General features: G+C 65.1%; 25 protein-coding genes. 8 read left to right on the plus strand and 17 right to left on the minus strand.

Annotated elements, in window-relative coordinates; all coding sequences use genetic code 11:
• The first annotated feature begins 36 nt into the window (after nt 1-36).
• Entirely contained in the window at nt 37-1,458 is a 1,422-nt protein-coding gene (locus ACNEOT_RS20800) for an amidase (RefSeq protein ID WP_415976511.1), read from the plus strand.
• A 23-nt stretch (nt 1,459-1,481) separates the two neighbouring features.
• On the opposite strand, the gene era is transcribed toward ACNEOT_RS20800, so the two are convergent.
• The 8 genes from era to hrcA form a co-directional block, all read right to left on the minus strand.
• Nucleotides 1,482-2,396, minus strand: a complete 915-nt coding sequence (era, locus tag ACNEOT_RS20805) for a GTPase Era (protein WP_415976513.1) — start codon at nt 2,394-2,396, stop codon at nt 1,482-1,484.
• A gap of 18 nt (nt 2,397-2,414) precedes the next feature.
• Entirely contained in the window at nt 2,415-3,737 is a 1,323-nt protein-coding gene (locus tag ACNEOT_RS20810) for a hemolysin family protein (protein ID WP_415976515.1), read from the minus strand.
• A gap of 40 nt (nt 3,738-3,777) precedes the next feature.
• Nucleotides 3,778-4,320: an rRNA maturation RNase YbeY gene (gene ybeY, locus ACNEOT_RS20815; protein WP_415976517.1), complete on the minus strand. Its 543-nt coding sequence runs from the start codon at nt 4,318-4,320 to the stop codon at nt 3,778-3,780.
• Nucleotides 4,321-4,372: 52 nt separating this feature from the next.
• Entirely contained in the window at nt 4,373-5,416 is a 1,044-nt protein-coding gene (locus tag ACNEOT_RS20820; RefSeq protein ID WP_415976519.1) for a PhoH family protein, read from the minus strand.
• Nucleotides 5,417-5,510: 94 nt separating this feature from the next.
• Nucleotides 5,511-6,266, minus strand: coding sequence for an alpha/beta hydrolase family protein (locus ACNEOT_RS20825; RefSeq protein ID WP_415976520.1), 756 nt, complete (start codon nt 6,264-6,266; stop codon nt 5,511-5,513).
• A complete protein-coding gene (locus ACNEOT_RS20830; RefSeq protein WP_415976522.1) occupies nt 6,263-7,036 on the minus strand; it encodes a 16S rRNA (uracil(1498)-N(3))-methyltransferase in 774 nt (257 codons plus the stop codon). The genes ACNEOT_RS20825 and ACNEOT_RS20830 overlap by 4 nt, the downstream gene beginning before the upstream one ends.
• 3 nt (nt 7,037-7,039) lie before the next feature.
• Nucleotides 7,040-8,197 carry a molecular chaperone DnaJ gene (gene dnaJ, locus ACNEOT_RS20835; protein WP_415976524.1) on the minus strand — a complete coding sequence of 386 codons (1,158 nt, stop codon included), beginning with the start codon at nt 8,195-8,197 and terminating at the stop codon, nt 7,040-7,042.
• A gap of 98 nt (nt 8,198-8,295) precedes the next feature.
• Nucleotides 8,296-9,339: a heat-inducible transcriptional repressor HrcA gene (gene hrcA / locus ACNEOT_RS20840; RefSeq protein ID WP_415976526.1), complete on the minus strand. Its 1,044-nt coding sequence runs from the start codon at nt 9,337-9,339 to the stop codon at nt 8,296-8,298.
• Between the two features lie 133 nt (nt 9,340-9,472).
• Between hrcA and ACNEOT_RS20845 the strand changes: the two genes are divergently transcribed.
• On the plus strand, nt 9,473-9,778 hold the full coding sequence (locus ACNEOT_RS20845) for a type II toxin-antitoxin system VapB family antitoxin (RefSeq protein ID WP_027497503.1): 306 nt from the start codon (nt 9,473-9,475) through the stop codon (nt 9,776-9,778).
• A gap of 43 nt (nt 9,779-9,821) precedes the next feature.
• Here the strand turns inward: ACNEOT_RS20845 and hemW are convergent, their stop codons facing one another.
• On the minus strand, nt 9,822-11,033 hold the full coding sequence (gene hemW / locus ACNEOT_RS20850) for a radical SAM family heme chaperone HemW (RefSeq protein WP_415976528.1): 1,212 nt from the start codon (nt 11,031-11,033) through the stop codon (nt 9,822-9,824).
• A 345-nt stretch (nt 11,034-11,378) separates the two neighbouring features.
• On the opposite strand from hemW, the gene ACNEOT_RS20855 reads away from it, so the two are divergent.
• The 5 genes from ACNEOT_RS20855 to ACNEOT_RS20875 are packed head-to-tail and all read left to right on the plus strand — an operon-like array spanning nt 11,379 to nt 16,813.
• Entirely contained in the window at nt 11,379-13,097 is a 1,719-nt protein-coding gene (locus ACNEOT_RS20855; RefSeq protein ID WP_415976530.1) for a nitrite/sulfite reductase, read from the plus strand.
• Complete coding sequence (locus tag ACNEOT_RS20860) at nt 13,094-13,804, plus strand: phosphoadenylyl-sulfate reductase (protein WP_415976532.1); 711 nt, start codon at nt 13,094-13,096, stop codon at nt 13,802-13,804. The genes ACNEOT_RS20855 and ACNEOT_RS20860 overlap by 4 nt, the downstream gene beginning before the upstream one ends.
• On the plus strand, nt 13,801-14,745 hold the full coding sequence (gene cysD, locus ACNEOT_RS20865; protein ID WP_415976534.1) for a sulfate adenylyltransferase subunit CysD: 945 nt from the start codon (nt 13,801-13,803) through the stop codon (nt 14,743-14,745). The genes ACNEOT_RS20860 and cysD overlap by 4 nt, the downstream gene beginning before the upstream one ends.
• Nucleotides 14,745-16,040 (plus strand): sulfate adenylyltransferase subunit 1, encoded by a 1,296-nt coding sequence (locus ACNEOT_RS20870; protein WP_415976535.1) that lies wholly within the window; start codon nt 14,745-14,747, stop codon nt 16,038-16,040. Before cysD ends, ACNEOT_RS20870 begins: the two co-directional genes overlap by 1 nt.
• A complete protein-coding gene (locus tag ACNEOT_RS20875; RefSeq protein WP_415976537.1) occupies nt 16,037-16,813 on the plus strand; it encodes a sirohydrochlorin chelatase in 777 nt (258 codons plus the stop codon). Before ACNEOT_RS20870 ends, ACNEOT_RS20875 begins: the two co-directional genes overlap by 4 nt.
• Here ACNEOT_RS20875 and ACNEOT_RS20880 read toward each other — a convergent pair.
• The 6 genes from ACNEOT_RS20880 to ACNEOT_RS20905 form a co-directional block, all read right to left on the minus strand.
• Entirely contained in the window at nt 16,781-17,851 is a 1,071-nt protein-coding gene (locus ACNEOT_RS20880) for a sulfate/molybdate ABC transporter ATP-binding protein (RefSeq protein ID WP_415976540.1), read from the minus strand. The two genes, ACNEOT_RS20875 and ACNEOT_RS20880, sit on opposite strands and share 33 nt — an antisense overlap.
• Entirely contained in the window at nt 17,851-18,651 is an 801-nt protein-coding gene (gene cysW, locus ACNEOT_RS20885; protein WP_415976541.1) for a sulfate ABC transporter permease subunit CysW, read from the minus strand. Before cysW ends, ACNEOT_RS20880 begins: the two co-directional genes overlap by 1 nt.
• Entirely contained in the window at nt 18,648-19,541 is an 894-nt protein-coding gene (cysT, locus tag ACNEOT_RS20890; protein ID WP_415976543.1) for a sulfate ABC transporter permease subunit CysT, read from the minus strand. The genes cysW and cysT overlap by 4 nt, the downstream gene beginning before the upstream one ends.
• A gap of 6 nt (nt 19,542-19,547) precedes the next feature.
• Nucleotides 19,548-20,570: a sulfate ABC transporter substrate-binding protein gene (locus ACNEOT_RS20895; protein ID WP_415976544.1), complete on the minus strand. Its 1,023-nt coding sequence runs from the start codon at nt 20,568-20,570 to the stop codon at nt 19,548-19,550.
• 196 nt (nt 20,571-20,766) lie between these two features.
• A complete protein-coding gene (locus ACNEOT_RS20900; protein ID WP_415976545.1) occupies nt 20,767-20,856 on the minus strand; it encodes an Ms4533A family Cys-rich leader peptide in 90 nt (29 codons plus the stop codon).
• A gap of 118 nt (nt 20,857-20,974) precedes the next feature.
• A complete protein-coding gene (locus ACNEOT_RS20905) occupies nt 20,975-21,208 on the minus strand; it encodes a hypothetical protein (protein ID WP_415976546.1) in 234 nt (77 codons plus the stop codon).
• A gap of 93 nt (nt 21,209-21,301) precedes the next feature.
• On the opposite strand from ACNEOT_RS20905, the gene ACNEOT_RS20910 reads away from it, so the two are divergent.
• Nucleotides 21,302-23,347, plus strand: coding sequence for a glycoside hydrolase family 15 protein (locus ACNEOT_RS20910; RefSeq protein ID WP_415976547.1), 2,046 nt, complete (start codon nt 21,302-21,304; stop codon nt 23,345-23,347).
• Between the two features lie 9 nt (nt 23,348-23,356).
• Here the strand turns inward: ACNEOT_RS20910 and ACNEOT_RS20915 are convergent, their stop codons facing one another.
• Together ACNEOT_RS20915 and lepA are read right to left on the minus strand one after the other, a co-directional pair.
• Complete coding sequence (locus ACNEOT_RS20915) at nt 23,357-24,364, minus strand: nitronate monooxygenase (RefSeq protein ID WP_415976548.1); 1,008 nt, start codon at nt 24,362-24,364, stop codon at nt 23,357-23,359.
• Between the two features lie 149 nt (nt 24,365-24,513).
• On the minus strand, nt 24,514-26,361 hold the full coding sequence (gene lepA, locus ACNEOT_RS20920; RefSeq protein WP_415976717.1) for a translation elongation factor 4: 1,848 nt from the start codon (nt 26,359-26,361) through the stop codon (nt 24,514-24,516).
• Between the last annotated feature and the right edge of the window lie 9 nt (nt 26,362-26,370).

The raw sequence follows: 26,370 nt of genomic DNA on the forward strand, positions 1-26,370 counted from the left end.
GTTCCCGCGCTGGCGAGGAGTCGATACTGTGCAGGCGTGGATTTTCATCGGTCGACCCTCGTTGCCCAGGCCGCCGAACTCGCGTCGGGTCGCATCACCTCGGTGCAGGCGGTGACCGCATCTCTCGATCGAATCGAGAAGAGCCAACCGACTCTCAATGCGTTCCGCATCGTGCGACGCAGCGCCGCGCTCGCAGAGGCAGCCGAGGCGGATCGCCTGCGAGCTGCCGGCAGAACCGCTCCCCTGCTCGGCGTACCGATCGCCGTCAAGGACGACGTGGACGTCACCGGCGAACCGACCGCCTTCGGTTGCGCGGGAGACTTTCCGCCCGCCACCGCGGACTCGGAGGTGGTGCGCAGACTGCGTGCGGCCGGAGCCGTCATCGTGGGCAAGACCAACAGCCCCGAGCTCGGCCAGTGGCCGCTGACCGGCGGCGTTTTCGGGCACACCCGCAATCCGTGGAACCGCGAGCGCACGCCCGGCGGCTCCTCGGGTGGCAGTTCGGCCGCGGTGGCGGCCGAATTGGTCTCTGCCGCTCTGGGTTCCGACGGTGCCGGCTCGGTACGGATTCCGGCATCGTGGACCAACCTCGTGGGCATCAAGCCGCAACGCGGACGGATATCGTCCTGGCCGGAGCCCGAGGCGTTCAACGGCATCACCGTCATCGGCCCGCTCGCACGTACCGTCGCCGACGCGGCACTTCTTCTCGACGTGGTCTCCGGTAGTCACGACGGGGATCTGCACCGTCCCGTACCGCTGACCGTCTCCGACGCCGTCGGGCGCGACCCCGGCCCGTTGCGCATAGCACTGAGCCTGCGTAAGCCGTTCATTCCTACGCCCGCCGCACTGGACCCCGAGATCGCCGGTGCCGCCTACGAGATGGCTGCGGTTCTCAAATTGCTCGGGCACCGGGTGGTCGTCGACGACCCCGCCTACGGAATGTTGTTGGGGCTCAACTTCTTACCGCGCTCACTGGCAGGTGTGGCGACGTGGGTCGATAGGCTTCCCGATCCGTCTCTCGCCGACCCCAGAACCCGAGCCAATGCCAGGAGCGGCCGGGCTCTCGCCGGAGCGCCACTGCGTGCAGCACGCGCGGCGGAACCTCGCATCGGGCGTCGAATAGGCCGGTTCTTCGACGAGTACGACATCGTGCTCGCACCGACCACCGCCACCCCACCACCCCGGATCGACGCCATCGACGGCATCTCCAACGCCGATACCGATCGGGTCATCACCGAACACTGCCCGTACACCTGGCCCTGGAACGTACTGGGCTGGCCGAGCGTCAACGTGCCCGCTGGTTTCACCACCGGAGGCCTGCCGATCGGACTGCAGTTGATGGGTCACGAATCCTCGGAGCCGCTGCTGATTTCCGTTGCCGCTCAACTCGAGAACGTGCTGCAGTGGCACCGTAAGCGCCCCGAACCCTGGTGGACCCAGGTGAACGAAACTTCGTAGCCTGCTACGAATTGCCGTGCACGTCAGAAGCCGAGCTTGCCCATCTGCTTCGGGTCGGTCTGCCAGTCCTTTGCGATTTTGACGTGCAGGTCCAGGTAGATCCTGGTGCCCAGCAGCTTCTCGATCTGTAGTCGCGACGCCGTGCCGACCTCTTTGAGTCGGACACCGCCCTTGCCGATGATGATCGCCTTCTGGCTCGATCGCTCCACGTACATGATGGCGTGCACGTCGAGCATGTTGTCGTGGCCCTCACGGGGAGTGACCTCGTCGATGACGACGGCGAGCGAGTGGGGCAACTCGTCGCGGACGCCTTCGAGCGCGGCCTCGCGAATGAGCTCGGCCATGAGGATTTCCTCGGGCTCGTCCGTGAGCTCGCCGTCGGGGTAGAACGCCGGTCCCTGCGGCAGTTCGGAGGCCAGCAGATCGACGAGCTTCTCGATCTGCTCACCCGATTCGGCCGACACCGGGATCACGTGCGAGTTCTCGCCCAGCAGCTTCGACAGCGACATCAGCTGCTGTACGACGCGTTCCTTCTTGACCTTGTCGATCTTGGTCACGATGCCGATGAGCGTCGTCTTGGGCGCGATGTGCCGTACCTGTTCGAGAATCCACCGGTCGCCCGGCCCGATCTTCTCGTCCGCCGGGATGCACAGCCCGATGACGTCGACCTCGGAGTAGGTGTCCTGCACCAGATCGTTGAGGCGTTGCCCCAGTAGTGTTCTCGGCCGGTGCAGGCCGGGGGTGTCGACCAGGATCAGCTGGGCGTGCTCGCGGTGGACGATGCCGCGAATGGTGTGGCGCGTCGTCTGAGGACGCGAGGACGTGATGGCGATCTTCGATCCCACCAACGCATTGGTCAGCGTGGACTTGCCGGTGTTGGGCCGGCCTACGAAACAGACGAATCCGGATCGAAACTCTTCGTTGTTCTGCTCGGACACAAGAGCACCTTCCAGATTTCAGTGTTGGCGAGTGACGTCGGACGAGTGTTCGTCCTCGGTGGATTCTTCGTCGGTTTCGAGCTTTTCGACCAGCACGGTGGTGATTCGAACGCGCCCCTTGGGGTCGGCACCGCCTTCGCCGCGCAACAGCAATCCGTGCGTGACCACCTGCGACCCGGGGAGCGGCACTCGGCCGAGTTCGTAGCCGAGCAGGCCGCCGACGGTGTCGACCTCCTCGGATTCGATGTCCATGCCGAAGATCTCACCGAGATCCTCGAGCGGCAATCGGGAGGACAGCCGATAGCGGCCGTCGTCGAGTTCCTCGATGGGCGCAACCTCGTCGGAGTCGTACTCGTCGGCGATCTCACCGACGATCTCCTCGATCACGTCCTCGATCGTCACCAGGCCTGCGATACCGCCGTATTCGTCGACGAGCAGGGCCATGTGGTTCCGATCGCGCTGCATCTCGGCGAGCAGACTGTCGAGAGCCTTGGAGTCGGGAACGAACACGGCCGGACGCATGAGCTCGGACACCTGCACTCCGCGGCCACCGTCGGTGGAGTAATACGTCTGCTGCACAAGGTCTTTGAGATACACGACGCCCACGACGTCGTCGACGTTCTCCCCGATCACCGGGATCCGTGAGTGTCCGCTGCGGACCGCAAGCGAGGTGGCCTGCCCGGCCGACTTGTCGGACTCGATCCACACCATCTCGGGCCGGGGAACCATGACCTCACGGGCAGAGGTGTCGCCCAACTCGAACACCGATTGGATCATTCGTCGCTCGTCGTCGGCCACCACGCCGCGCTCGCGGGCCATGTCGACCAATTCCCGCAGTTCGATCTCGGAAGCGAAGGGGCCGTTGCGAAATCCCTTACCCGGGGTGATCGCGTTACCGATGAGAATGAGCAACCTGCTGATCGGTCCGAGAAGCCATCCGAGTGCACGCAAAGGCAGCGCAGCCGCCAACGCTATCGAGTACGCATGCTGACGGCCCAGAGTTCGCGGACCGACACCGATCACGACATAGCTGACCAGCACCATGGCCACTGCGGTGATCAACAACGCTGTGGACGAGTCGATCAACTGGGTCAAGCCACCTGCGAGCAGTACGGTGCCGCCGATTTCGCACAGAATACGTAGCAGCACCATCAGATTCACGTACCGCGGGCGGTCGCCGACCACGACGACGAGGCCGCTGGCACCGGGCCGCTCGTCCTTGACCATATCGTCGATACGCGCCCGCGAGACAGTGTTCAACGCGGAATCGACGGCTGCGAACAGGCCCCCGAGGGGAACGAGAAGCACGGCGAACACGATGAGCGCAACAGCACTGCTCACGCGCTACGACCCCGCACTTCTTCTCGTTCGACCACGCACATCATCGATCGATACCGTCGACGAAACCGGCCTTGCCGAGCAGCCGGGCATCGCGAACGGCCTGTTCGGCGGCCTGCTCTGCCCGTCGAGCGTCCTCGTACCATTCGGCCAGCAGTCGGTTCTGCAGCTCGAACATCTCTTTTTCTTCGTCCGGCTCGGCGTGGTCGTACCCGAGCAGGTGCAGCACTCCGTGCACGGTCAGCAACGCCAGCTCGTGCTCGAGCGAATGCCCGGCTGCCGCAGCCTGATCCGCGGCGAACGACGGGCACAGCACGATATCGCCGAGCATCGCAGGTCCGGGCTCGGGTGCATCGGGGCGACCCCCCGGCTCCAACTCGTCCATCGGAAACGACATCACGTCGGTGGGGCCCGGCAGGTCCATCCACCGCATGTGCAGATCGGCCATCGTTGCCGAATCCACCAGCACCATAGACAGTTCCGCCGCGGGATGCACGTCCATGCCGGCGATCGCGAACCGCGCGACCGAGACCAGCTCGGGTTCGGAGATGTCCATCCCCGACTCGTTGGACACTTCGATACTCATCTAGCCACTACCACGCTCTCGTTGCCTGTGCTTGTCGTCATGAAAACCCGAATCATCTTCTCGCCGAACGCGGTCCACCGGTCCGGCGTTGCGCCCGATTGGGAATGACGTCTTCCGATGTCGACTCGAACCGCTCGTACGCGTCGACGATTTCCGAGACCAACCGGTGCCGCACCACGTCGCTGCTGGTGAGCTCGGCGAAGTGGATGTCGTCGACGTCGGTCAGAATCTCGGACGCAGCGCGCAGTCCCGATCGTGCGCCTCCGGGAAGGTCGACCTGGGTCACGTCGCCGGTGACAACGATCTTCGAGCCGAATCCGAGTCGCGTCAGGAACATCTTCATCTGCTCGGCGGTGGTGTTCTGCGCCTCGTCGAGAATGATGAATGCGTCGTTGAGCGTGCGACCGCGCATGTACGCGAGCGGGGCCACTTCGATGACACCGGCCTGCATCAGCTTCGGGATCGCTTCGTCGTCCATCATGTCGTGCAACGCATCGTGCAGCGGACGCAGGTACGGGTCGATCTTCTCGTGCAGGGTTCCGGGCAGGAATCCCAGCCGCTCCCCCGCCTCCACTGCCGGACGCGTCAGGATGATGCGGCTGACCTGCTTGGTCTGCAACGCCTGCACGGCCTTGGCCATCGCCAGGTAGGTCTTGCCGGTACCTGCCGGACCGATACCGAACACGATGGTGTTGGCGTCGATCGCGTCCACGTATCGCTTCTGGTTCAGCGTCTTGGGCCGGATCGTCTTGCCGCGGCGCGAGAGGATGTCCAGGCTCAACACCTCGGCGGGCGAATCGGACACGCCCTCGGTGAGCATGGCGATCGATCGACGAACCGCATCGGGAGTGAGCGGCTGAGCACGCTTGGCCAGCGCTGCCAACTCGGAGATCACTCGTTCGGCGAGCGCGACGTCCGCTACTTTTCCGGTGAGCGTCACGGCGTTTCCTCGTACGTGGATGTCTGCCGTCAACAGCTGCTCGAGAGTCCGCAGGTTCTCGTCGGACTGTCCCAGCAGGGGCATCACTGCTTCGGGGGCGAGTTCCAAGGTGGACCGAACGTCGCGCTCGGCGGGAAATTCGCTGTGTTCACTCACGTGGTGGCTATGGCCTGCTCTCTTGTTTCGACTGGTTGCAGCTGTACCCGGGTTGGGACCAAGTTTAACGCCGCAGGAACGATGCGCATTCCGATTACCTGCTGGTCCCGCCCAGCACCGCGTCGAGCGAGAGCGCCCAGCATCGCGAATCGGGGTTCAGGAAGGCGAAGTGGTCCTCCCCCGGCACGACCGTCAACCGGGCATCGTCTCCGGCGGCCTTCGCATACGCGACGTACCGCTCGCTCTGCGCTACCGGTACCTGGACGTCCTCGGAACCGTGCAGGACGATCGTCGGGATGCCGATGGGCACACGGGCCGCGGGTGAGGCCGACCGGTACAACTGGGGATCGTCCTCGTACCGGGCTTGCAGGAGCGCCTCGACGGCCGGGTTGGTGCGCCCCGATGCACCTCGGGGCTCGAGATCGAGAACGCCCGCCTGCGAGACGATGCGCGAGGGACGAACCTCGGTGCCGGTCTCGCCGCCGAGCCACACCGCCAAGTGCCCACCTGCCGAATGCCCGATGACGCGGACGTCGTCGATTCCGACCGGGGCGTGGTCCTGCATTTCCCCGGCCACCACGTCGAGCGCTGCCGCCACATCGGCCCGCATTTCCGGCCAATGCCCGCCCGCGCCGACGCGTCGGTACTCGATGTTCCACGCCACCGCCCCGGCTGCGGCAACGGCGCGCGCGAACTGGGTTGCCAGATTGGATCCGTACTGTCCGCTCCAGAATCCGCCGTGCACCACCACCACGACCGGAGTCGTGGCATCGACCGGCTCGGAAGGCAGGTAGAGGTGGCCGAACTGCTCGGGGTGATCGCCGTACGCGATCCTGATCCGTGCGCTCATGGGTTCTGGAAATCGGGTGGTAGCTGCGTCCACCGCGAAGTCAGCACGCCCAGTGCGCCGAGGGCAACGGCGCCGGCCGTCGACGTGCGTAACACCGTCGGGCCCAGCACCACCGGGGTGGCACCGGCCTCGGTCAGAGCAGCGACTTCCCGGTCGTCGAGCCCGCCCTCGGGTCCGACGACGATGACTACTTCCGGCACGGAGTCGAACGGCAGGTCCCGAAACGCCGAGGTGGCCGCCTCGTGCAGCACGGCGACGATTCCTCCGCGCGCCACGACGTCGCCCACCAGGGCGTAGACCTCTCGTGAATCGTGCAGCTCCGCGACCTCGGGAATGTAGGCCCGACGCGACTGCTTGGCTGCTTCCGCCGCCGTACTGCGCCACTTCGCGACGCCCTTCGACGCCTTGGGGCCCTCCCACCGTGCGACACACCGTGCCGACTGCCACGGCACCACGGCGTCGACGCCGGCTTCGGTGGCCAGTTCGACGGCGAGCTCCGATCGGTCTGCCTTCGGCAGTGCTTGCACGAGAGTCACCCGCGGAGTGGGACGCGGCATCTCGCTGCGCGACTCCACGGTCAGTTCCAGTCGGTTCTTCTCCGCAGCAGCGACAACCGTGTCGGCCAATCCGCCTGCTCCGTCACCGAGCAACACCCGCTCGCCGACGCGAATGCGTCGCACTGTCGCGGCGTGATGCCCTTCCTTGCCGTCGAGCACGGCGAGCTCGCCGACGTTCGGCAGCGGCGAGAGGTAGAAGACCGTGGGGGCCATGGATCAGCGACCGCTGAACGCTTCCCGCAACCGCGAGAACAGGCCGCCGCTGTGCGCCGAGCCGGTGGTCACGACCTCCGCCGAGTCGCGGTCTCGCATCGACCTGAGCTGTTCGAGCAGGTGGGTCTGCTTGCTGTCCAGCTTGGTCGGCACGATGACCTCGAGGTGCGCGTGCAGATCGCCGCGAATGCCGGATCGCAGCTTGGGCATTCCGTGCCCGCGCAGCACCGTCGTCGAATTCGGTTGAGTGCCTTGCTCGATGGAGATTTCGGTGGGCCCGTCGATGATCGCGTCGATGTTGACCGAGGTGCCGAGTGCGGCGTCGACCATCGGGACGCGGACGGTGCAATGCAGGTCGTCACCGTCGCGCACGAACACCTCGTGCTGCTGCTCGACGATCTCCACGTACAGGTCTCCCGCGGGCCCACCGCCTGGGCCTACCTCGCCCTGCGAGGCCAGGCGAATCCGCATGCCGTTGCTGACGCCGACCGGCACCTTGACCGAGATGTCCCGACGCGACCGGACCCGACCGTCGCCGCCGCACTTGCGGCAGGGGTCGGGAATGGTCTCGCCTGCGCCGCGGCAGGTGGGGCACGGACGGCTGGTCATGACCTGGCCGAGGAACGATCGTTGTACCGACTGCACTTCGCCGGCACCCCCGCAGGTTTCGCAGCGAACGGGCTTGGAGTCGCCGTTGGTGCCCGAGCCGGTACACAGGTCGCACAGAATCGCTGTGTCGACGGTGATGTGCTTGGTCACGCCGGTGGCGCATTCGTCGAGAGTGAGCTTGGTACGCAGCAGCGAGTCCGCTCCCGGCTGCACGCGACCCTTCGGCCCGCGCTGAGCCCCGCCCGCGCCGCCGCCGAAGAATGCCTCGAACACATCTCCCAGGCCGCCGCCGAATCCGGCTCCGCCGAATCCACCGCCACCGCCGCCGCCGCCCTGTTGCAACGGGTCTCCGCCGAGGTCGACTATGCGACGCTTCTCCGGATCGGAGAGCACCTCGTATGCGGTGGAGATGTCCTTGAACCGGGCCTGCGCGGCCTCGTCCGGGTTGACGTCCGGGTGCAGTTCTCGCGCCAGCTTGCGGTAGGCGCGCTTGATCTCCTGGTCCGTCGCCTGCTGGCCGACGCCCAAAGTCCCGTAATAATCCCGTGCCACGTCGTCTCTTTCGTCCTAGAAGATGAATCTCGTCCGTTGATGCTGTGCACCGGCCCCCTCGCCCCAGCCACCGGTGATCGATCGGTCCCTCGCTCGTCTCAGCGTTCGGCCAGGACCTCGCCGATGTACCTGGCAACCGCGGCGACAGACGCAATTGTTCCTGGGTAGTCCATTCGGGTCGGTCCGAGAACACCCATTCCTCCGAGGACCATGCCAGCCGACCCGTATCCGGTGGAAATCACCGAGGTTCCGCGCATCTCCTCGACCTGCGTTTCCTCGCCGATCCGCACCGTCACGGTACGAGTGTCCTGCGTCACTGCGAGCAGCTTGAGTACCACCACTTGCTCCTCCAGCGCCTCGAGTACCGCCCTGAGCGATCCGGGAAACCCTGCGTCCCCGGCAAAGTCCGCGGCGTTGCGCGTCAGGTTCGCCGTGCCGCCGAGAACCAAACGTTCTTCGGGGTGCTCGACGAGCGATTCCACCAGCACGGTTGCCGAACGAATCATCGCGTCCCGTAGCGCGGGCGGCGCGTTCTCAGCGAGTTCGGCCACCGCGGCCGACGCGGCCGCCAGGCGTTTGCCCTCGAGCGCGGCGCCGAGCAGGCGACGCAGTTGCGCCAAATTCTCGTCGTCGATGACGTCCCCGAGTTCGACGATGCGCTGATCGACTCGGCCGGAGTCGGTGATGAGCACCAACAGCAGCCTGGCCGGGGTGAGTGCGACCACTTCCAGGTGACGCACCGAGGAGGCCGACAGTGTCGGGTACTGCACCACGGCAACTTGGCGGGTGAGCTGGGCCAGCAGACGGACGCCGCGTCGGAGCACGTCGTCCAGGTCGACGCCGTTCTCGAGGAACTCGAGGATGGCGCGACGTTCGGCCGCGGAGAGCGGCTTGACGTCGGCGATCCGATCGACGAACTGCCGATAGCCCTTGTCGGTGGGTACCCGGCCGGAACTGGTGTGAGGCTGGGCGATGTACCCCTCGGCTTCGAGCACAGCCATGTCGTTGCGCACCGTTGCACTCGACACACCGAGGTTGTGACGCTCGACCAGTGCACGTGAGCCGACAGGTTCCTGGGTGGACACGTAGTCCGCCACGATCGCTCGTAGAACCTCGAACCGCCTGTCGTCGGTGCTCGACATCGGTGTCCACCTCCGTTCTCGTTTCCAATCGTCGCTCGAGTCTAGTAGCCAACGGACACATGCTCGTGCAAGGCCTTACTGTGGTCCGAGTGGAAACTGTCTTTCGAATCGATCCAGCAGCCACGGGCTCGCGATGATCTTCAAAGGTGTTCGTGACGGTAAGCCGTACCCCGAGCACGGCCTGTCCATCAGAGATTGGTCGAGAATTCCGCCGCGCCAGCTGCGTTTGGACGAGATCGTCACGACGACGAAGGTGCTCGAGCTGGACAGGTTGCTGTCCGAGGACTCGACCTTCTACGGCGATCTCTTCCCTCATGCTGTGCAGTTCCGTGGCGTCATCTACCTCGAGGACGGCTTGCACCGCGCAGTTCGGGCGGCGCTGCGCAGTCGAACGGTGTTGCATGCCAGGGTGTTCGACTACGACGCTCTCGGCGCCTGAGGGTACGAAGGCCCTCAGACGCTCGGTGCCTGAGCCAGGTCTTTCAGGCTGCGGCGATGCTGCGCACCACCGCGTCGGCGAGAAGTCGGCCTCGATCGGTCAGCACGAGCCGCTCTCCGTACTGCACCATCAACCCGTCCGCCACGGTCTGTGCGGCGGCGACGCGCTCGGCAGGCCCCAGCAGAGATGTCGGCACCCCCGACCGCAGTCGTACGGTCAGCATCAGTTCCTCGAGGTGCCGGTCCTCGACGCTGAGCAGTTCGCTGCCGTGCACCGGCAGATGTCCGGCGGCGAGGCGGTCGGCGTACGCGGCCGGGTGCTTGACGTTCCAGAACCGAGTGCCGCCGATGTGACTGTGCGCGCCGGGTCCTGCTCCCCACCAGTCGCCCCCGTCCCAGTATCCGATGTTGTGGCGGCACTGCGCGGCCTCGTCGGTGGCCCAGTTCGACACTTCGTACCAGGACAGGCCCGCTGCGTTCAGAGCCGTGTCGATGCGTTCGTATCTGCTCGCCAGCACGTCGTCGTCGGGAGCGGGCAGCTCACCGCGGCGGACCTTCCGGGCCATCGCGGTGCCGTCCTCGACGATCAACGCGTAGGCCGAGACGTGGTCGACGCCGGCGTCGAGCACAGCGGCGAGGGACAGGTCCAGGTCACCGTCTCGCTCCCCCGGGGTGCCGTAGATGAGGTCGAGATTGACGTGCTCGAATCCTGCGGCGCGGGCCTCCTTGGCCGCGGCCACTGCGCGTCCCGGTGTGTGGGTGCGATCGAGGACGGCGAGCACATGCGGTGCGGCGGACTGCATTCCGAGCGAGATGCGGGTGAACCCTGCGCCGCGAAGCCTGTCGAAGAATTCCGGGGAGGTCGATTCCGGGTTCGATTCGGTGGTGACCTCGGCTCCGTCTGTGAGACCGAAACTCGACCGGACCGCGGCGAGGACGTCCGCCAACCCGTCGCCCCCCAGCAGTGACGGTGTGCCGCCTCCGACGAAGACCGTGTCCGCCGTCGGGACGCGGCCCGTACCGGCCTGGATCAGCCCCGCGGCGGTGTCGAGCTCGCGGCGCAGGCCCTCCAACCAGGACTGCGGCGAGGCCGACGTGCCCAGTTCGCCTGCCGTGTAGGTGTTGAAGTCGCAGTACCCGCACCGCGTGGCGCAGAACGGAACGTGCACGTAGATCCCGAACGCCCGATCCCCCACCCCGTCGAATGCCTCGGACGGCAACTCGAAGGTGGACGGGACGGGTACGACGGTATTCACGCTCTCCAGTCTCCCAGAGTCGAGGTCCACCCGATTCCACTCGCCCTGCCAGCCTATTTACCCCGAAATCGGGGTAAATAGCGGCCGCGGTCTTTCGTCGGCGCGATGACGTGGCACAATGGCACCCGTGACCGACTCAGGAATTCGACTCGTGGCGCGCCGCCATGTCGATCTCGGCCGCGTCTGCAGCGCGTCGTGTCGACACACGACCGGCTGCTGACCCAGCCCTCCTTCGAGCACGTCCATTCGATCCACCGGTTTCTCCCTTTCGTCGCGAACGCAGTTGTGTGCGAGACGCCACGGGGTTCTCATAGCCGGCCAGCACCGAAGATGCAGGAGCAATGCATGTCGTCGACCAGCGACGCGACCACCGACGCTGCCCCCGTTACACCACGGGAGCGCACGCCGCGGCCGACCAAGCGTCGAGCCGAGGGACAGTGGGCACTGGGGTACCGGGAGCCACTGAACGCCAACGAGCAGTCCAAGAAGGACGACAACCCGCTCAATGTGCGTGCCCGCATCGAGAACATCTACTCCAAACAGGGCTTCGACAGCATCGACAAGGGCGATCTTCGCGGCCGCTTCCGCTGGTGGGGTCTTTACACCCAGCGCGAGCAGGGCTACGACGGCACCTTCACCGGTGACGACAACATCGACCTGCTCGAGGCCAAGTACTTCATGATGCGCATCCGCTGCGACGCCGGTGCCTTAAACCTCGAACAACTGCGCACCCTCGCCGGAATTTCGCAGGAGTTCGGCCGCGACACCGCCGATCTGTCCGATCGGGAGAACGTCCAGTTCCACTGGATCGAGGTCGAGAACGTCCCGGAGATCTGGCGTCGAATCGAAGCGGTCGGCCTGAAGACCACCGAAGCTTGTGGCGACTGCCCGCGCGTGGTGCTCGGCTCCCCGCTCGCGGGTGAGGCCGTCGACGAGATTCTCGATCCCACCTCCGCAATCGACGAGATCGTCGAGCGGTACATCGGCAAGCCCGAGTACTCCAACCTGCCGCGCAAGTTCAAGACGGCAATCTCGGGCCTGCAGGACGTGGTGCACGAGATCAACGACGTCGCCTTCATCGGGGTGAACCATCCCGAGCACGGCCCGGGACTCGACCTGTGGGTCGGCGGCGGTCTGTCCACCAACCCGATGCTCGCGCAGCGCGTCGGCGTCTGGGTGCCGCTCGCAGACGTCCCCGATGTGTGGGAAGGCGTCGTCTCGATCTTCCGTGACTACGGCTACCGCAGGCTTCGCACCAAGGCGCGCCTGAAGTTCCTCATCAAGGACTGGGGCATCGAGAAGTTCCGCCAGGTCCTCGAGGACGAGTACCTGCACCGCAAGCTGATCGACGGCCCGGCTCCCGAGAAGCCCGCTCGTCCGCGCGATCACGTCGGGATCCAGAAGCTCAAGAACGGCCTGAACGCCGTCGGTGTTGCTCCGATCGCGGGCCGCGTGTCCGGCACCATCCTTGCCGCCGTCGCCGACGCCGCCGAGAAGGCCGGATCGGATCGGGTTCGGTTCACGCCGTACCAGAAGCTGATCGTCCTCGACGTCCCTGACGAGACGCTCGAGCAGCTGATCTCCGACCTCGACGCACTCGGCCTGCCTGCTCGGCCGTCGCACTGGCGCAAGAACCTGATGGCGTGCAGCGGCATCGAGTTCTGCAAGCTCTCGTTCGCCGAAACCCGCAAGCGCTCACAGGCTCTCGTGCCCGAGCTCGAAGAGCGCCTGGCCGACATCAACAGTCGACTCGACGTTCCGATCACGATCAACATCAACGGCTGCCCCAACTCGTGCGCGCGGTCGCAGATCGCCGACATCGGGTTCAAGGGCCAATTGGTCGACGACGGTGCCGGGAATCAGATCGAGGGTTTCCAGGTTCATCTCGGAGGCAGCCTCGGTCTGGACAGCGCGTTCGGCCGAAAGTTGCGCCAGCACAAGGTCAACAGCTCCGAGCTGGGAGATTACATCGACAGAGTGGTGCGCAATTTCGACAAGCACCGCGAGGACGGCGAACGGTTCGCTCAATGGGCCGTGCGAGCAGACGAGGCGGATTTGCGATGAGTACCAGGCTCAATTTGACGGTCGAGGAATTGAAGGACATCGCCGAGCGCGGTGCCCGCGAACTCGACGGAGCAAGCCCGCTCGAACTGTTGCAGTGGACCGAGGACAACTTCGGCAACGACTTCATCGTCGCCTCCAACATGCAGGACGGAGTCCTCGTCCACCTCGCTGCGCAGGTTCATCCGGGTGTGGACGTGCTGTTCCTCGACACCGGGTACCACTTCGCCGAGACCATCGGAACGCGTGACGCCGTCGAAGCGGTCTACGGCGTCAACGTCGTCAACGCCCGCGCCGAGAAGACTGTCGCAGAACAGGATTCGATCGAGGGCAAGGACCTCTTCGCCCGCGAGCCCAACCGCTGCTGCGCGATGCGCAAGGTCGCGCCCCTGAAGAAGGAGCTGGCGAACTACAGCGCGTGGGTCACCGGCATCCGGCGAGTGGAAGCCCCAACCCGGGCCAACGCTCCGCTCGTCTCGTTCGACGACGCCTTCGGCCTGGTGAAGATCAACCCGATCGCACCGTGGTCGGACGAGCAGATGCAGGCCTACATCGACGAACATTCGATTCTGGTCAATCCCCTCGTCGACGAGGGTTATCCGTCCATCGGGTGCGCACCGTGCACCGTCAAACCTGCCCCCGGCGCCGACCCGCGTAGCGGTCGTTGGGCCGGCAGGGCCAAGACCGAATGTGGGTTGCACGCCTCATGACACTCGACCTCACCTCGGCCGCCGTCGGTCGAACCCATCTCGACGCAGATCGGTTCGACACCCTCGACGCACTCGAATCCGAAGCCATCCACATCTTCCGTGAGGTGGCGGGCGAGTTCGAGCGGCCCGTCATTCTGTTCTCCGGCGGCAAGGACTCGACCGTTCTGCTGCACCTGGCGATCAAGGCGTTCTGGCCCGCTCCCCTGCCGTTCGCGCTGCTGCACGTCGACACCGGCCACAATCTGCAGGAGGTGCTGGACTTCCGCGATCACGTGGTCGCCAAGTACAACTTGCGTCTGCACGTGGCGAGCGTCGAGGAGTACCTCGCGGACGGACGCCTCACCGAACGGCCCGACGGCATCCGCAACCCGCTGCAGACCGTGCCGCTGCTCGACGCGATCTCCGAGAATCGGTTCGACGCCGTCTTCGGCGGTGCACGACGCGACGAGGAACGCGCCCGCGCCAAGGAGCGAATCTTTTCGCTGCGCAACGCATTCGGGCAGTGGGAGCCCAAGAAGCAGCGCCCCGAACTGTGGAACCTGTACAACGGCAGGCACTCCCCCGGCGAGCAGGTGCGCGTGTTCCCGCTCAGCAACTTCACCGAACTCGACATCTGGCGCTACATCGCCCGCGACGACGTGGAACTGGCGAGCATCTACTACGCCCACCAGCGCCCCGTGTACCAACGTGACGGCATGTGGATGACCCCCGGCGTGTGGGGCGGACCGGCCGAGAACGAGGAACTCAAGACCCTGTCGGTGCGCTACCGCACCGTGGGCGACGGATCCACCACCGGTGCCGTGCTGTCCGAGGCCGCCGACAACCAGGCCATCCTCGCCGAGGTTGCCGCGTCACGACTGACCGAACGCGGAGCGACCCGCGGCGACGACCGCGTCTCCGAGGCTGCCATGGAAGATCGCAAACGAGAAGGATACTTCTGATGAGCACCCAGCTTCTCCGCCTCGCCACCGCGGGCAGCGTCGACGACGGCAAGTCCACCCTCGTCGGGCGGCTGTTGTACGACACGAAGTCCGTTCTGGCAGACCAGATCGATGCCGTCACTCGGGCCTCGGTCGACAAGGGGCTGTCCACGCCGGACCTGTCTCTTCTGGTCGACGGTCTGCGCGCCGAGCGCGAGCAGGGCATCACCATCGACGTCGCGTACCGCTACTTCGCGACTCCGCACCGCTCGTTCGTCCTGGCCGATACACCCGGACATGTGCAGTACACCCGCAACACCGTCTCCGGGGCGTCCACGGCTCAGCTCGTCATCCTCCTGGTCGACGCCCGCAAGGGTGTCATCACTCAGACCCGCAGGCACGCAGCAGTTCTCGCGCTGCTCGGCGTTCCTCGTCTGGTGCTGGCCGTCAACAAGATCGACCTGGTCGAGGACCCGGCCACGGTGTTCGCCGAGATCTCGGCCGAGTTCAACTCGCTGACCTCCTCGCTCGGCTGGTCCAGCGAAGACGTCATCGAAATTCCGGTGTCCGCACTGCACGGCGACAACGTCGCGGTGAAGTCCGACAAGACCCCGTATTACGACGGACCCACCCTCATCGAGCACCTCGAGTCGGTCCCGGTCGACGCCGAGCCGCACCGCGTCGGTCTTCGATTCCCGGTCCAGTACGTGATCCGGCCGCGCACAGCGGACTTCCCAGACTATCGCGGATACGCCGGTCAGGTCGCAGCGGGCACAGTCGACGTCGGGGACGAGGTCGTCATCCTGCCCTCCGGCACTCGGACGACAGTCGAGCGCATCGACACCGCCGACGGCGAACTGCGCACGGCTCACGCCGGACGCAGCGTCACCCTCGTCCTCGCCGACGACGTCGACGTCTCGCGTGGCGACACCATCGCCTCCCCGCAGGACGCACCCGAGCCGATCGGCGACTTCGAGGCCACGGTGTGCTGGCTCGCCGAGAAGCCGCTCCGACCGGGGGCACGCCTGCTGCTCAAGCACGGAACTCGCACCACTCAGGCCATCGTCGGGACGCTGATCGAGAGGTTCGACGAGCAGGAACTCACCGCTCAGGAGAACCCGGAGTCGTTGGAGCTCAACGAGATCGGGCGTATTTCCGTGCGGGTCGCCGAGCCGATCGTAGCCGACGACTATGCGGTCAACCGGCACACCGGCAGCTTCCTGCTGATCGATCCGGCCGGTGGCAACACATTGGCTGCCGGACTGGTGGGCAACGCTCTGGCGGCAGTCGAGCTGGGGTCGGCAGTTCCGGCGTGAGCGCACTGATCGCGGTCGCCCACGGCAGCCGTGACCCGCGCTCGAGCGCGACGATCCACCGCGCCGTCGACGTCCTGCGTCGGCGGCGACCGGATCTGGACGTGCGCGTCGCGTTTCTGGATCTCTCCGAGCCAGGTGTCGATCAGGTCGTCGACGAATTGGCCGCCGCGGGCCACCGACGCATCGTCGCCGTCCCGATGTTGCTGGGCAAGGCTTTTCACGCGAAAGTAGACCTGCCCGCGCTGCTGGCCGACGCCCGTGCACGTCACCCGCACGCATCGATCATGCAGGCCGACATACTGGGAGACGACCGCCTCCTCATCGATGCCGTCCGCGACCGCATCACCGATACCGGTGTCGCACTGGTCGATTCGACTGTCGGCATCGCCCTGGCAGCGGTCGGCTCCTCGTCCCGTCCTGCGAATCAACGCACCCGAGTGGTAGCCCAGAAGCTGCTCACCGGAACACGCTGGGCCGGAGCAGTGACCTGCTTCGCGACGTCGGTCTCCCCGTCCCCCACCGACGCGATCGAACAACTCCGCTCGATGGGAGCCGTCCGCATCGTGGTTGCCCCCTGGTTCCTGGCCCCGGGACTGCTCACCGACCGCATCGACGCATCGGTGGCAGATCTGCCAGATGTGATGCAGTCCCACGTCATCGGCGCGCACCCTGCGGTGGCCGAGCTCGCGTCCCGGCGCTACGACTCCGCAATCGCAGGCGAGGTACCGCTGCCCACCGTGTTACCGCACCGGCTCGGCGGGCTGCGGCACTAGCGATGCCGGATCGGCACCGGTTGCCTCGGCAATCCTGGGCACCCGGGTGGCTCGCGCGTAGACGGTCTCGCCCTCGCGGAGGCCGAGCGCTTCGCTGTCACCACGGGTGATCTGGGCTGCGAACAACTCTCCGGTTGCCGAGTTCTTCAGCTCGACCTTCACCTCGAATCCGAGGTGCACCACCCGCTCGACAACGGCGCGCGTCACGCCCGCCGATTCAGCAGTACCGCTGGCCTGCGCCTGCGCCAACGACGGATCGCGCCCGACGCGAATGTCGTGGGGACGCACCAGCACACCGTTGAGCTTGGCGACCTGGCCGAGGAACGACATGACGAAGTTGTTGGCCGGGCGGTCGTAGAGATCTTCGGGACTGCCGACCTGTTCGATTCTTCCCTTGTTGAGGACGGCAATACGATCGGCGACGTCGAGCGCCTCCTCCTGATCGTGCGTCACCAGAACGGTGGTGACGTGGACTTCGTCGTGCAATCGGCGCAGCCACGTCCGCAGATCCGCACGCACCTTGGCATCGAGGGCACCGAAGGGCTCGTCGAGCAGAAGCACCTGCGGGTCTACCGCCAGCGCGCGGGCCAACGCCATGCGCTGACGCTGTCCGCCGGAAAGCTGTGCCGGGTAGCGACTCTGGAAGCCGGCGAGCCCGACGATCTCGAGCAGTTCGTCGACCTTCTTGGCGATCTCGGCCTTGGGACGCTTGCGGATCTGCAGACCGAACGCAACGTTGTCGCGCACCGTGAGGTGTTTGAACGCCGCGTAGTGCTGAAAGACGAATCCGATCTCGCGCCGTTGCGGGCTGACCCAGGTGACGTCCTGACCGGCCAGTACGACGCGGCCGGTGTCGAGTTGTTCGAGACCGGCGATGGAACGCAGCAAAGTGGACTTGCCCGAGCCGCTGGGGCCGAGCAATGCCGTCAGCGATCCCTTGGGGATGTCGATGCTGACGTCGTCGAGCGCCGCGAAGTCGCCGTAGTGCTTGTTGGCACCGACGACGGAGATTTCGATCTCGGATGATGTCTCGGTCATTACTTCGTCCTCTTCTTGTCGAGCGCCGTCATCAACAGCAGCACGATGACGGCGATCGCCATGAGCAGCGTGGATGCGGCGTACGCACCCTGTTGATTGAAGTCCTCGTACCGTGAATTGACCAGCAGCGTGAGTGTCTGCGATATTCCGGGCAGGTTGGTCGAGACCATGATGACGGCACCGAACTCGCCGAGCGATCGTGCAACGGTGAGTACGACACCGTAGGTCAGACCCCAGCGGATTGCAGGCAGCGTGATGCGCCAGAACGTCTGCCACGTCGACGCACCCAGTGTCGAAGCAGCCTCTTCCTGCTCTTCGCCGATTTCGTACAGCACGGGTTCGACCTCGCGTACGACGAAGGGCAAGGTGACGAAAATGGTCGCGATCACCATGCCGGGCAAGGCGAATATCACTTTGAATCCCAGACTTTCGACGCCACCGAACCAGCCGTTGGCACCCCACAGCAGGATCAGCGCAACACCGGTGACAATGGGCGACACCGCGAACGGCAGATCCACGATGGCTTCGAGTACGCCCTTGCCACGGAACCGTCCGCGTACCAATGCCAATGCGGTGACGACGCCGAACACGATGTTGATCGGAACCACGATCGCGACGATCAGCAGCGAGAGCTGCAGTGCGGACTGCGCAGCCGGAGTGGTGATCTGCTCCCAGAACGTGACGACGCCGTCCTCGAAGGTCCTGAACAGAATTGCACCGAGCGGGAAGAGCACGAGGACCGCGAGGTACACCAACGCAATGGTGCGCAGCGAGAGCTTCACCGGCAGGCTGATCTTCACGAAATCTGCTCCTCTCGCCGGGCCAGACGATTGCCGACCACGCGCAGCACGAACAGCACCGCGAAGGCGATCGCCAGCAACACCACCGAAATCGCTGCTGCATCGGTGGGCCGGTCGTACTCGATCAACTCCCGAATGTACTGAGACGCAACCTGAGTGTCGTTGGGGATGTTGCCGCCGATCAGTACCACCGACCCGAACTCGCCGATGGCACGTGCGAAGGCGAGCCCACCACCGGAGAGCACGGCCGGCAACAGCACCGGCAGAACGATGCGCCGAAAGATGGTCCAGTTGTTCGCGCCCAATGACGCTGCCGCTTCTTCGACGTCCTTGTCGAGTTCGATCAGTACCGGTTGTACCGCGCGCACGACGAACGGCAACGTGACGAACAGCAGTGCCACGATGACTGCCGGCTTGGTTGCGTTGAACACCAACCCGATCGGACTCGCCGGGCCGTACAGCGACAACAGCACGAGGCTCGCGACGATGGTCGGCAGCGCGAACGGCAGGTCGATCAGTGCATTGACGAAGCGCTTGCCGGGGAATTCGTCGCGCACCAGAACCCACGCGATGAGCGTGCCGAGAAACAGGTTGAGCACCGCCGCGGCGATCGAGACCTGCAGCGTCACCTTGAACGTGGCGATGGCCCGCGAATCGGTGATTGCATTCCAGAAACCGGTCACACCGTCATCGAACGACTGAACCGCCAACGCTGCCAACGGAAGCAGCACGATGACGCTGAGCCACAGCACAGCGACACCGAGGCCGAGGGGACCCACCGAACCCGGGCCACGAAACTTCCGGCCCTCCCGCCCAGCACGAAACCGTGGTTTCGTACTGGGCGGGACGATCGAGCCCGACTGCGCGGGTTCGCTGTTCGATACCGACATCTGTATCTACCGCGTGCTGTCTTTGTAGATCGTGGCGATGGCCCCGTTGTCCCCGAACAAGTCTGCGTCCACCTGTGTCCAGCCGCCGAGATCATCGATCGTGTACAGCTTTTCGGGAGTGAAGAACTTGTCGGAGTACTCCGACGCAATGTCCGGGTTGGTCGGGCGGAAGCCGGCCTCTGCCCAGATCTTCTGTCCCTCGTCGGTGTAGACGAAGTCGTTCAGTGCGTTCGCACGGTCGAGGTTGGCACTGCTGTTGATCACGGCCACAGGGTTGTCGATGCGGAAGGTGACGGGAACGTCGACGTGTTCCACCTTCTGCCCCTGCTGCTCGACGAGGAGCGCTTCGTTCTCGTAGCTCAGCAGTGCGTCACCCTGGCCTTGAAGGAAGGCTTCGGTTGCAGCGCGGCCGGATTCGGGCTGAACCGGGAAGTGATCGGAGACGAGTGTGCGAACGAAGTCGAGACCGGCCTGCTTGTCCTGGCCGCCGTTGCTCTTCGCGGCGTACGGAGCGAGCAGGTTCCATTTCGCCGAACCCGAGCTGAGCGGGCTGGGGCTGATGACCTGAACGTCGGGCTTGATCAAGTCGTCCCAGGTTCGGATGTTCTTGGGGTTGCCCTCACGGACGACGATGGTCACCACGGAGCCGAACGGCACACCGCCGTAGGCATTCTGGTTCCAGTCCTCGTCGACCTTGCCTGCCTTCACCAAACGGGTGATGTCGGGTTCGACCGAGAAGTTGACGATGTCCGCGGGTGCGCCGTCGGCCACCTTGCGCGACTGGTTGCCCGATGCGCCGTAGTCCGCGTTGATCGACGTTCCTTCGCCGTTCTCGGTGGCGGCGAAGGCGGGACCGATTGCGTCCCAACCGTTCTTGGGGACGGCATACCCGACGAGCGTCAACGCGGGGCCGCTGGCGGTGTCCGAATCGCCGCCCACGACATCGCTCGACCCACCGCCGCACGCGGTGAGAAGAAGAGTTCCCACAGCCGCGAACGTGGTCAGCAGGTAACGGGAGTTGTGCCTCATTGTGGAAAGGCCTTTCATGATGGTGTGCACTGAAAACTAACCGGGCAGGAGACGTCACTCGTTGCCGAATCGGACACCGTCGTCGACGCAGGTCGGCTCGAGGCCACCGCGCGTTACTGAGGAGGTCGTCCGGCCGAACTTCGACTACGAATGCGAAAGCTGCGGACCGACCGAACCGATTCGACGAAGAAAAGAATCAACAACAGTCGACATCGGCAACTGCCAACATGCCGACAGCAATCAACGCCAACTGATGGCGGACGCGGTACTCGGCGGCAGAAGACACGGTCAGGAATCTAGCAGAGGTTCCCGCCCGGCTCTAATCGACTACCGGGTGAGCAACCAGGCGATGACAACCAGCACCAGCAGCGCAATGAGCGCCAACGTGACCCGAGACCGTGGCATTACTGTCCATCCTTCGTCGTAGTGGTGGCCGCGGCCGACATCTCCGCCTCGCGAGCAGCGCGGGCATCGCGCCCGAGCAGGCGCAGAACCACAGCCAGCACACGGTCGAAGACACGTGCCAGCAGAAATGCCGCGGGCACGATGACCAGTAGTACGACAACCGCCTGCGGTACGAACGGCAGGCCCGTCACCCACAGCTCGACGCCGTCCCACCACCGTGCAACCGATTCCACTCCCGCAGCTTAAACCAGCGCCGTTCACACGTGCGCCACGCCGAACGACGACCAGCAGTGGACGACCGCCACCTATCGGTCGATGATTACGCCATGACGGCATACGAAGATGTTTCCCCCGTGCCCCCGGTGGCCGACGAGCCGGCGATGGGGTCGGGGCATCCGGGCCTGGGCGGGGTCGAGGTTCAGGGCGTGTTGGGCAGCACCGACGCACCGGTGTCGACCTTGACGTCCTACCGAAGCGCCTTTCCGCCGATCGACGATTACGCGTTTCTCTCGGATTGCGAGACGACCTGCCTCATCGCGCGCAATGGATCCGTCGAGTGGATGTGCGTGCCCAGACCTGACTCCCCCAGCATCTTCGGAGCGGTCCTCGATCGCAGTGCGGGTCACTTTCGCGTCGGCCCCTACGGTCAGTCCGTCCCCGCCGCGCGGCGATATCTGCCCGGCGGCTTGATCGTCGAGACGACGTGGCAGACCGAAACCGGTTGGCTCATCGTCCGCGATGCGCTCGTGATGGGTCCGTGGCACAACACCGATCAACGTTCTCGCACCCACAAGCGCGCGCCGAGCGACTGGGATGCCGAGCACATCCTGCTCCGCACCATCAAATGCGTCAGCGGCACAGTCGAACTGGAGATGAGCTGCGAACCCGCATTCGATTACCACCGCGCCCCGGCGAAGTGGGAGTACACCGGCAAGGTGTACGAGGAAACCACCGCAACCTGCGAGGCGAGCGCGGACGGCGACCAGCCCACGTTGAAGCTCACCACCAATCTCCGCATCGGCATCGAGGGCCGCGAGGCCCGCGCCCGCACCCGAATGACCGAGGGCGACAACGTGTTCGTCGCGCTCTCGTGGTCGGATCTGCCTGCGCCGCAGACGTTCGAGGAAGCTGCCAGCAAAATGTGGCAGACCTCGGAATGTTGGCGCCAGTGGATCACGATCGGCCGATTCCCGGATCACCCGTGGCGGGGCTACCTGCAGCGGAGCGCGCTGACACTCAAGGGTCTGACCTATGCGCCTACCGGTGCACTGCTTGCGGCGTCCACCACCTCGCTTCCGGAAACACCTGGTGGAGAACGGAACTGGGACTACCGCTACACGTGGGTACGTGATTCGACGTTCGCGCTGTGGGGTCTGTACACGCTCGGACTCGACCGGGAGGCCAACGACTTCTTCGCGTTCATGTCCGATGTGGCAACGACGGCGAACGGCGAAGTCAATCCCCTGCAGGTGATGTACGGCATCGGCGGAGAGAAGACGCTCGACGAGAGCGAACTGCCGCACTTGTCCGGCTACGACGGCGCACGCCCGGTCCGCATCGGTAACGGTGCCTACGACCAGGAACAGCACGACATCTGGGGCACGATGCTCGACTCGGTGTACCTGCACGTCAAGTCGCGCGAGCACGTCCCCGAATTCCTGTGGCCGCTGCTCAAACGACAGGTCGAAGAGGCGATCGCGAACTGGCGCAAGCCCGATCGCGGCATCTGGGAAGTGCGCGGCGAACCGCAGCACTTCACCTCATCGAAATTGATGTGTTGGGTCGCGCTCGATCGCGGTGCCAAACTCGCCGACATCCACGGCGAGAAGGAGTACTCGGCCCAGTGGAACGAAATCGCCGACGAGATCAAGGCAGATATTCTCGAGAACGGCACCGATTCCCGCGGTGTGCTCACTCAGCGCTACGGCGACCCGTCGCTGGACGCGTCACTGTTGCTCGCACCGCTGCTGCGGTTCCTTCCCGCCGAGGACGAGCGAATCCGTGCCACGGTGCTCGCCATCGCCGACGAGTTGACCGAGGACGGCCTGGTTCTGCGCTATCGAACCGACACGACCGACGACGGCTTGGCGGGCGAAGAGGGTACGTTCACGATCTGCTCCTTCTGGCTCGTCTCGGCGCTGGTGGAGATCGGAGAACTTCCGCGCGCCAAGCACCTCTGCGAACGTCTTCTGGGATACGCGAGCCCGCTCAAGCTCTACGCCGAGGAAATCGACCATCGCACCGGCCGTCACCTCGGCAATTTCCCGCAGGCATTCACCCACCTGGCACTGATCAACGCGGTGGTGCATGTCATCCGTGCCGAGGAAGCTCAGATGTCGGGGCACTTCCAGCCGGCACACGCCAACCCCTGAGAGGAAGGTTCAGCGGCCGAGTTGCCTCGCCCATTCGGCGATCAGCTCGGCCGCGGGTTTTGCCTGTGCACGACGATGACCGGTACCGGCCCACATCGACAGCCCTGACGGGTCGCCCGCAGCTGCGGCTTTCGCGCGCATCGGTGCGGTCAAGTAGTGCAGATCCGGGTACGCCAGCGGTGCGGCTTCGGAGTTCACACGTATGAACTCGTTCACCAGCCCCCTCGCCGGACGTCCGGAAAACGCTCGCGTCACCGCAGTATCGGGCGCACGTGTCAGTTGCTCGCGATGGACGGGCTTGGTACCGGCCTCGGGGGTGTTCAGGAACGCCGTTCCGAGCTGCCCGGCATGTGCCGCGCCCGAATCCAGCAGCGGCGCAATGTCGTTGCCGTCCATCAGGCCACCCGCAGCAATTCGCGGCAGGTCGGATATCTCGCGCACGGCCACCAGGAGTTCGGTCAGCGGCTCGTCCGGGGCAGACCCGTCGAAGGTGCCTCGATGACCGCCCGCTTCCGGGCCCTGCACCACGAGAGCATCGACGCCGTTGGCGGTGGCCACCGACGCGTCCGACGCGGTGGCAACAGTGGCCCATACCTCGGTACCCACCGCGTGCAACTGGGCGACCTCGTCCGCGTCGAACGTCGCAAACGTGCTGGACACCACCGGCACCGGGTGCGCGAGCAGCCAAGCGAACTTCTCGGCGTAGAAATCGTCTCGTCGCACCAGCTCTCCAGGCTCGGCGTCGAAACGCTCGAACCAGGATGCCAGATGCTCGGCATAGGACTCGACGTCCGCACCTGAAGGCACCTCCGGCAGGAAGAGATTGACGCCGAACAGCACGTCGCGTACCGAATCGATCTGCGCTGCAAAGGTTTCGGGTGTCAGCAATGCGCCCGCGATCATGCCGAGACCGCCCGCCTCCGAGACCGCACGGGCGAGTTCGGGAGTACTCGGGCCACCTGCCATCGGGGCACCGACAACGGGAACACGTAGCTGCTTCAGAATCGGCGTCGTCACAGATACGGAATGTACTCGCCCGCCACGGCAGGGTGTGGCGGGACCGCGCGCCCCTGTTGCCGACTGCGCGCCCCTGCTCCGATGCGAGCGGGGGCGCGCAGTCGACACACAGGGTGTGAGGTTGCTGCCGTCGACCAGGGACTGCTGCCCTACTTCTTCGGCTTGTCCGACGAGGATTCCGAGGACAACGCTGCGACGAAGGCTTCCTGCGGCACCTCGACCCGACCGATCGTCTTCATCCGCTTCTTGCCTTCCTTCTGCTTCTCGAGCAGCTTGCGCTTACGGCTGATGTCGCCGCCGTAGCACTTTGCCAGCACATCCTTGCGGATCGCGCGGATGTTCTCGCGGGCGATGATGCGAGATCCGATCGCGGCCTGGATCGGTACCTCGAACTGCTGACGTGGGATCAGTTCCTTGAGCTTGGTGGTCATCTTGTTGCCGTAGGCCGCGGCAGCGTCCTTGTGCACGATTGCCGAGAACGCGTCGACGGCCTCGCCCTGCAGCAGGATGTCGACCTTGACCAGCGCGCCGCTCTGCTCACCGATCTCCTCGTAGTCGAGGCTGGCGTATCCGCGGGTACGAGACTTGAGGATGTCGAAGAAGTCGAAGATGATCTCGGCCATCGGAATGGTGTAGCGCAGCTCCACGCGGGTCTCGGACAGGTAGTCCATGCCGCCGAGTTCGCCACGTCGTCCCTGGCACAGTTCCATGATGGAACCGATGAACTCGCTGGGCGAGATGATGGTGCACTTGACCATCGGCTCGAACACTTCCCGTGCCTTGCCCTCGGGCCAGTACGACGGGTTGGTGACGATGTGTTCGGCACCGTCCTCCATCTCGACGCGGTACACCACGTTCGGGGAGGTCGAGATCAAGTCCAGATTGAACTCTCGCTCGAGTCGCTCGCGAGTGATCTCCATGTGCAGCAGTCCGAGAAAGCCGCAGCGGAACCCGAAGCCCAGAGCCACAGAGGTCTCCGGTTCGTAGGTCAGTGCCGCATCGTTGAGTTGCAGCTTCTCGAGAGCGTCGCGCAGGTCGGGATAATCCGAACCGTCGAGCGGATACAGGCCCGAGTAGACCATCGGACGCGGCTCGCGGTAGCCGGTCAGCGGCTCGGTCGCGCCCTTGCGGAAGGTGGTGACGGTGTCGCCGACCTTGGACTGACGGACGTCCTTCACACCGGTGATGAGATAGCCCACCTCGCCGACGCCGAGCCCTTTGGTGGGTTTGGGGTCGGGCGAGACGATGCCGACCTCGAGCAACTCGTGCGTCGAGCCGGTCGACATCATCGTGACCTTCTCGCGCGGATTCAAGGTGCCGTCGACGACTCGAACGTAGGTGACGACGCCACGGTAGGTGTCGTACACCGAGTCGAAGATCATTGCGCGGGCCGGTCCGTCCGGGTTGCCGACCGGAGCCGGAACCAGCTTGACGACCTCGTTGAGCAGCTCCTCGACGCCCACTCCGGTCTTCCCGGACACCCGCAACACGTCGTCGGCCTCGCACCCGATGATGTGGGCGATCTCGGCCGCGTAGCGGTCCGGGTCGGCGGCGGGCAGGTCGATCTTGTTGAGCACCGGAATGATGGTGAGTTCTTTGTCGAGCGCCAGATACAGGTTGGCGAGCGTCTGTGCTTCGATGCCCTGCGCGGCGTCGACGAGCAGCACTGCACCTTCGCAGGCATCGAGTGCGCGTGAGACCTCGTAGGTGAAGTCGACGTGGCCGGGCGTGTCGATGAGGTGCAGTACGAATTCGTCACCGTCCACGACCCACGGGAGCCGGACGTTCTGCGCCTTGATGGTGATGCCGCGCTCGCGCTCGATGTCCATCCGGTCCAGGTACTGAGCGCGCATCGACCGGTCGTCGACGACTCCCGTGAGCTGCAACATCCGGTCGGCCAGCGTCGACTTACCGTGGTCGATGTGGGCGATGATGCAGAAGTTCCTGATCCTGGACGGATCGGTGAACGTCGTGTCGGCGAAGCTGGGCACTCGTATCCTTCGGCT

This window comes from Rhodococcus sp. 077-4 (genome assembly GCF_047782425.1).
Lineage (GTDB): Bacteria > Actinomycetota > Actinomycetes > Mycobacteriales > Mycobacteriaceae > Rhodococcoides.

Excerpts from the sequence above, each read along its gene's own strand:
- ACNEOT_RS20825 (WP_415976520.1), bottom strand. The coding sequence starts at position 6,266 with ATGAGCGCACGGATCAGGATCGCGTACGGCGATCACCCCGAGCAGTTC.
- cysD (WP_415976534.1), top strand. The coding sequence starts at position 13,801 with ATGACACTCGACCTCACCTCGGCCGCCGTCGGTCGAACCCATCTCGAC.
- ACNEOT_RS20880 (WP_415976540.1), bottom strand. The coding sequence starts at position 17,851 with ATGACCGAGACATCATCCGAGATCGAAATCTCCGTCGTCGGTGCCAAC.
- ACNEOT_RS20910 (WP_415976547.1), top strand. The coding sequence starts at position 21,302 with ATGACGGCATACGAAGATGTTTCCCCCGTGCCCCCGGTGGCCGACGAG.
- ACNEOT_RS20845 (WP_027497503.1), top strand. The coding sequence starts at position 9,473 with ATGATCTTCAAAGGTGTTCGTGACGGTAAGCCGTACCCCGAGCACGGC.
- ACNEOT_RS20870 (WP_415976535.1), top strand. The coding sequence starts at position 14,745 with ATGAGCACCCAGCTTCTCCGCCTCGCCACCGCGGGCAGCGTCGACGAC.
- ACNEOT_RS20860 (WP_415976532.1), top strand. The coding sequence starts at position 13,094 with ATGAGTACCAGGCTCAATTTGACGGTCGAGGAATTGAAGGACATCGCC.
- hrcA (WP_415976526.1), bottom strand. The coding sequence starts at position 9,339 with ATGTCGAGCACCGACGACAGGCGGTTCGAGGTTCTACGAGCGATCGTG.
- ACNEOT_RS20830 (WP_415976522.1), bottom strand. The coding sequence starts at position 7,036 with ATGGCCCCCACGGTCTTCTACCTCTCGCCGCTGCCGAACGTCGGCGAG.
- ACNEOT_RS20855 (WP_415976530.1), top strand. The coding sequence starts at position 11,379 with ATGTCGTCGACCAGCGACGCGACCACCGACGCTGCCCCCGTTACACCA.
- ACNEOT_RS20895 (WP_415976544.1), bottom strand. The coding sequence starts at position 20,570 with ATGAGGCACAACTCCCGTTACCTGCTGACCACGTTCGCGGCTGTGGGA.
- cysT (WP_415976543.1), bottom strand. The coding sequence starts at position 19,541 with ATGTCGGTATCGAACAGCGAACCCGCGCAGTCGGGCTCGATCGTCCCG.
- ybeY (WP_415976517.1), bottom strand. The coding sequence starts at position 4,320 with ATGAGTATCGAAGTGTCCAACGAGTCGGGGATGGACATCTCCGAACCC.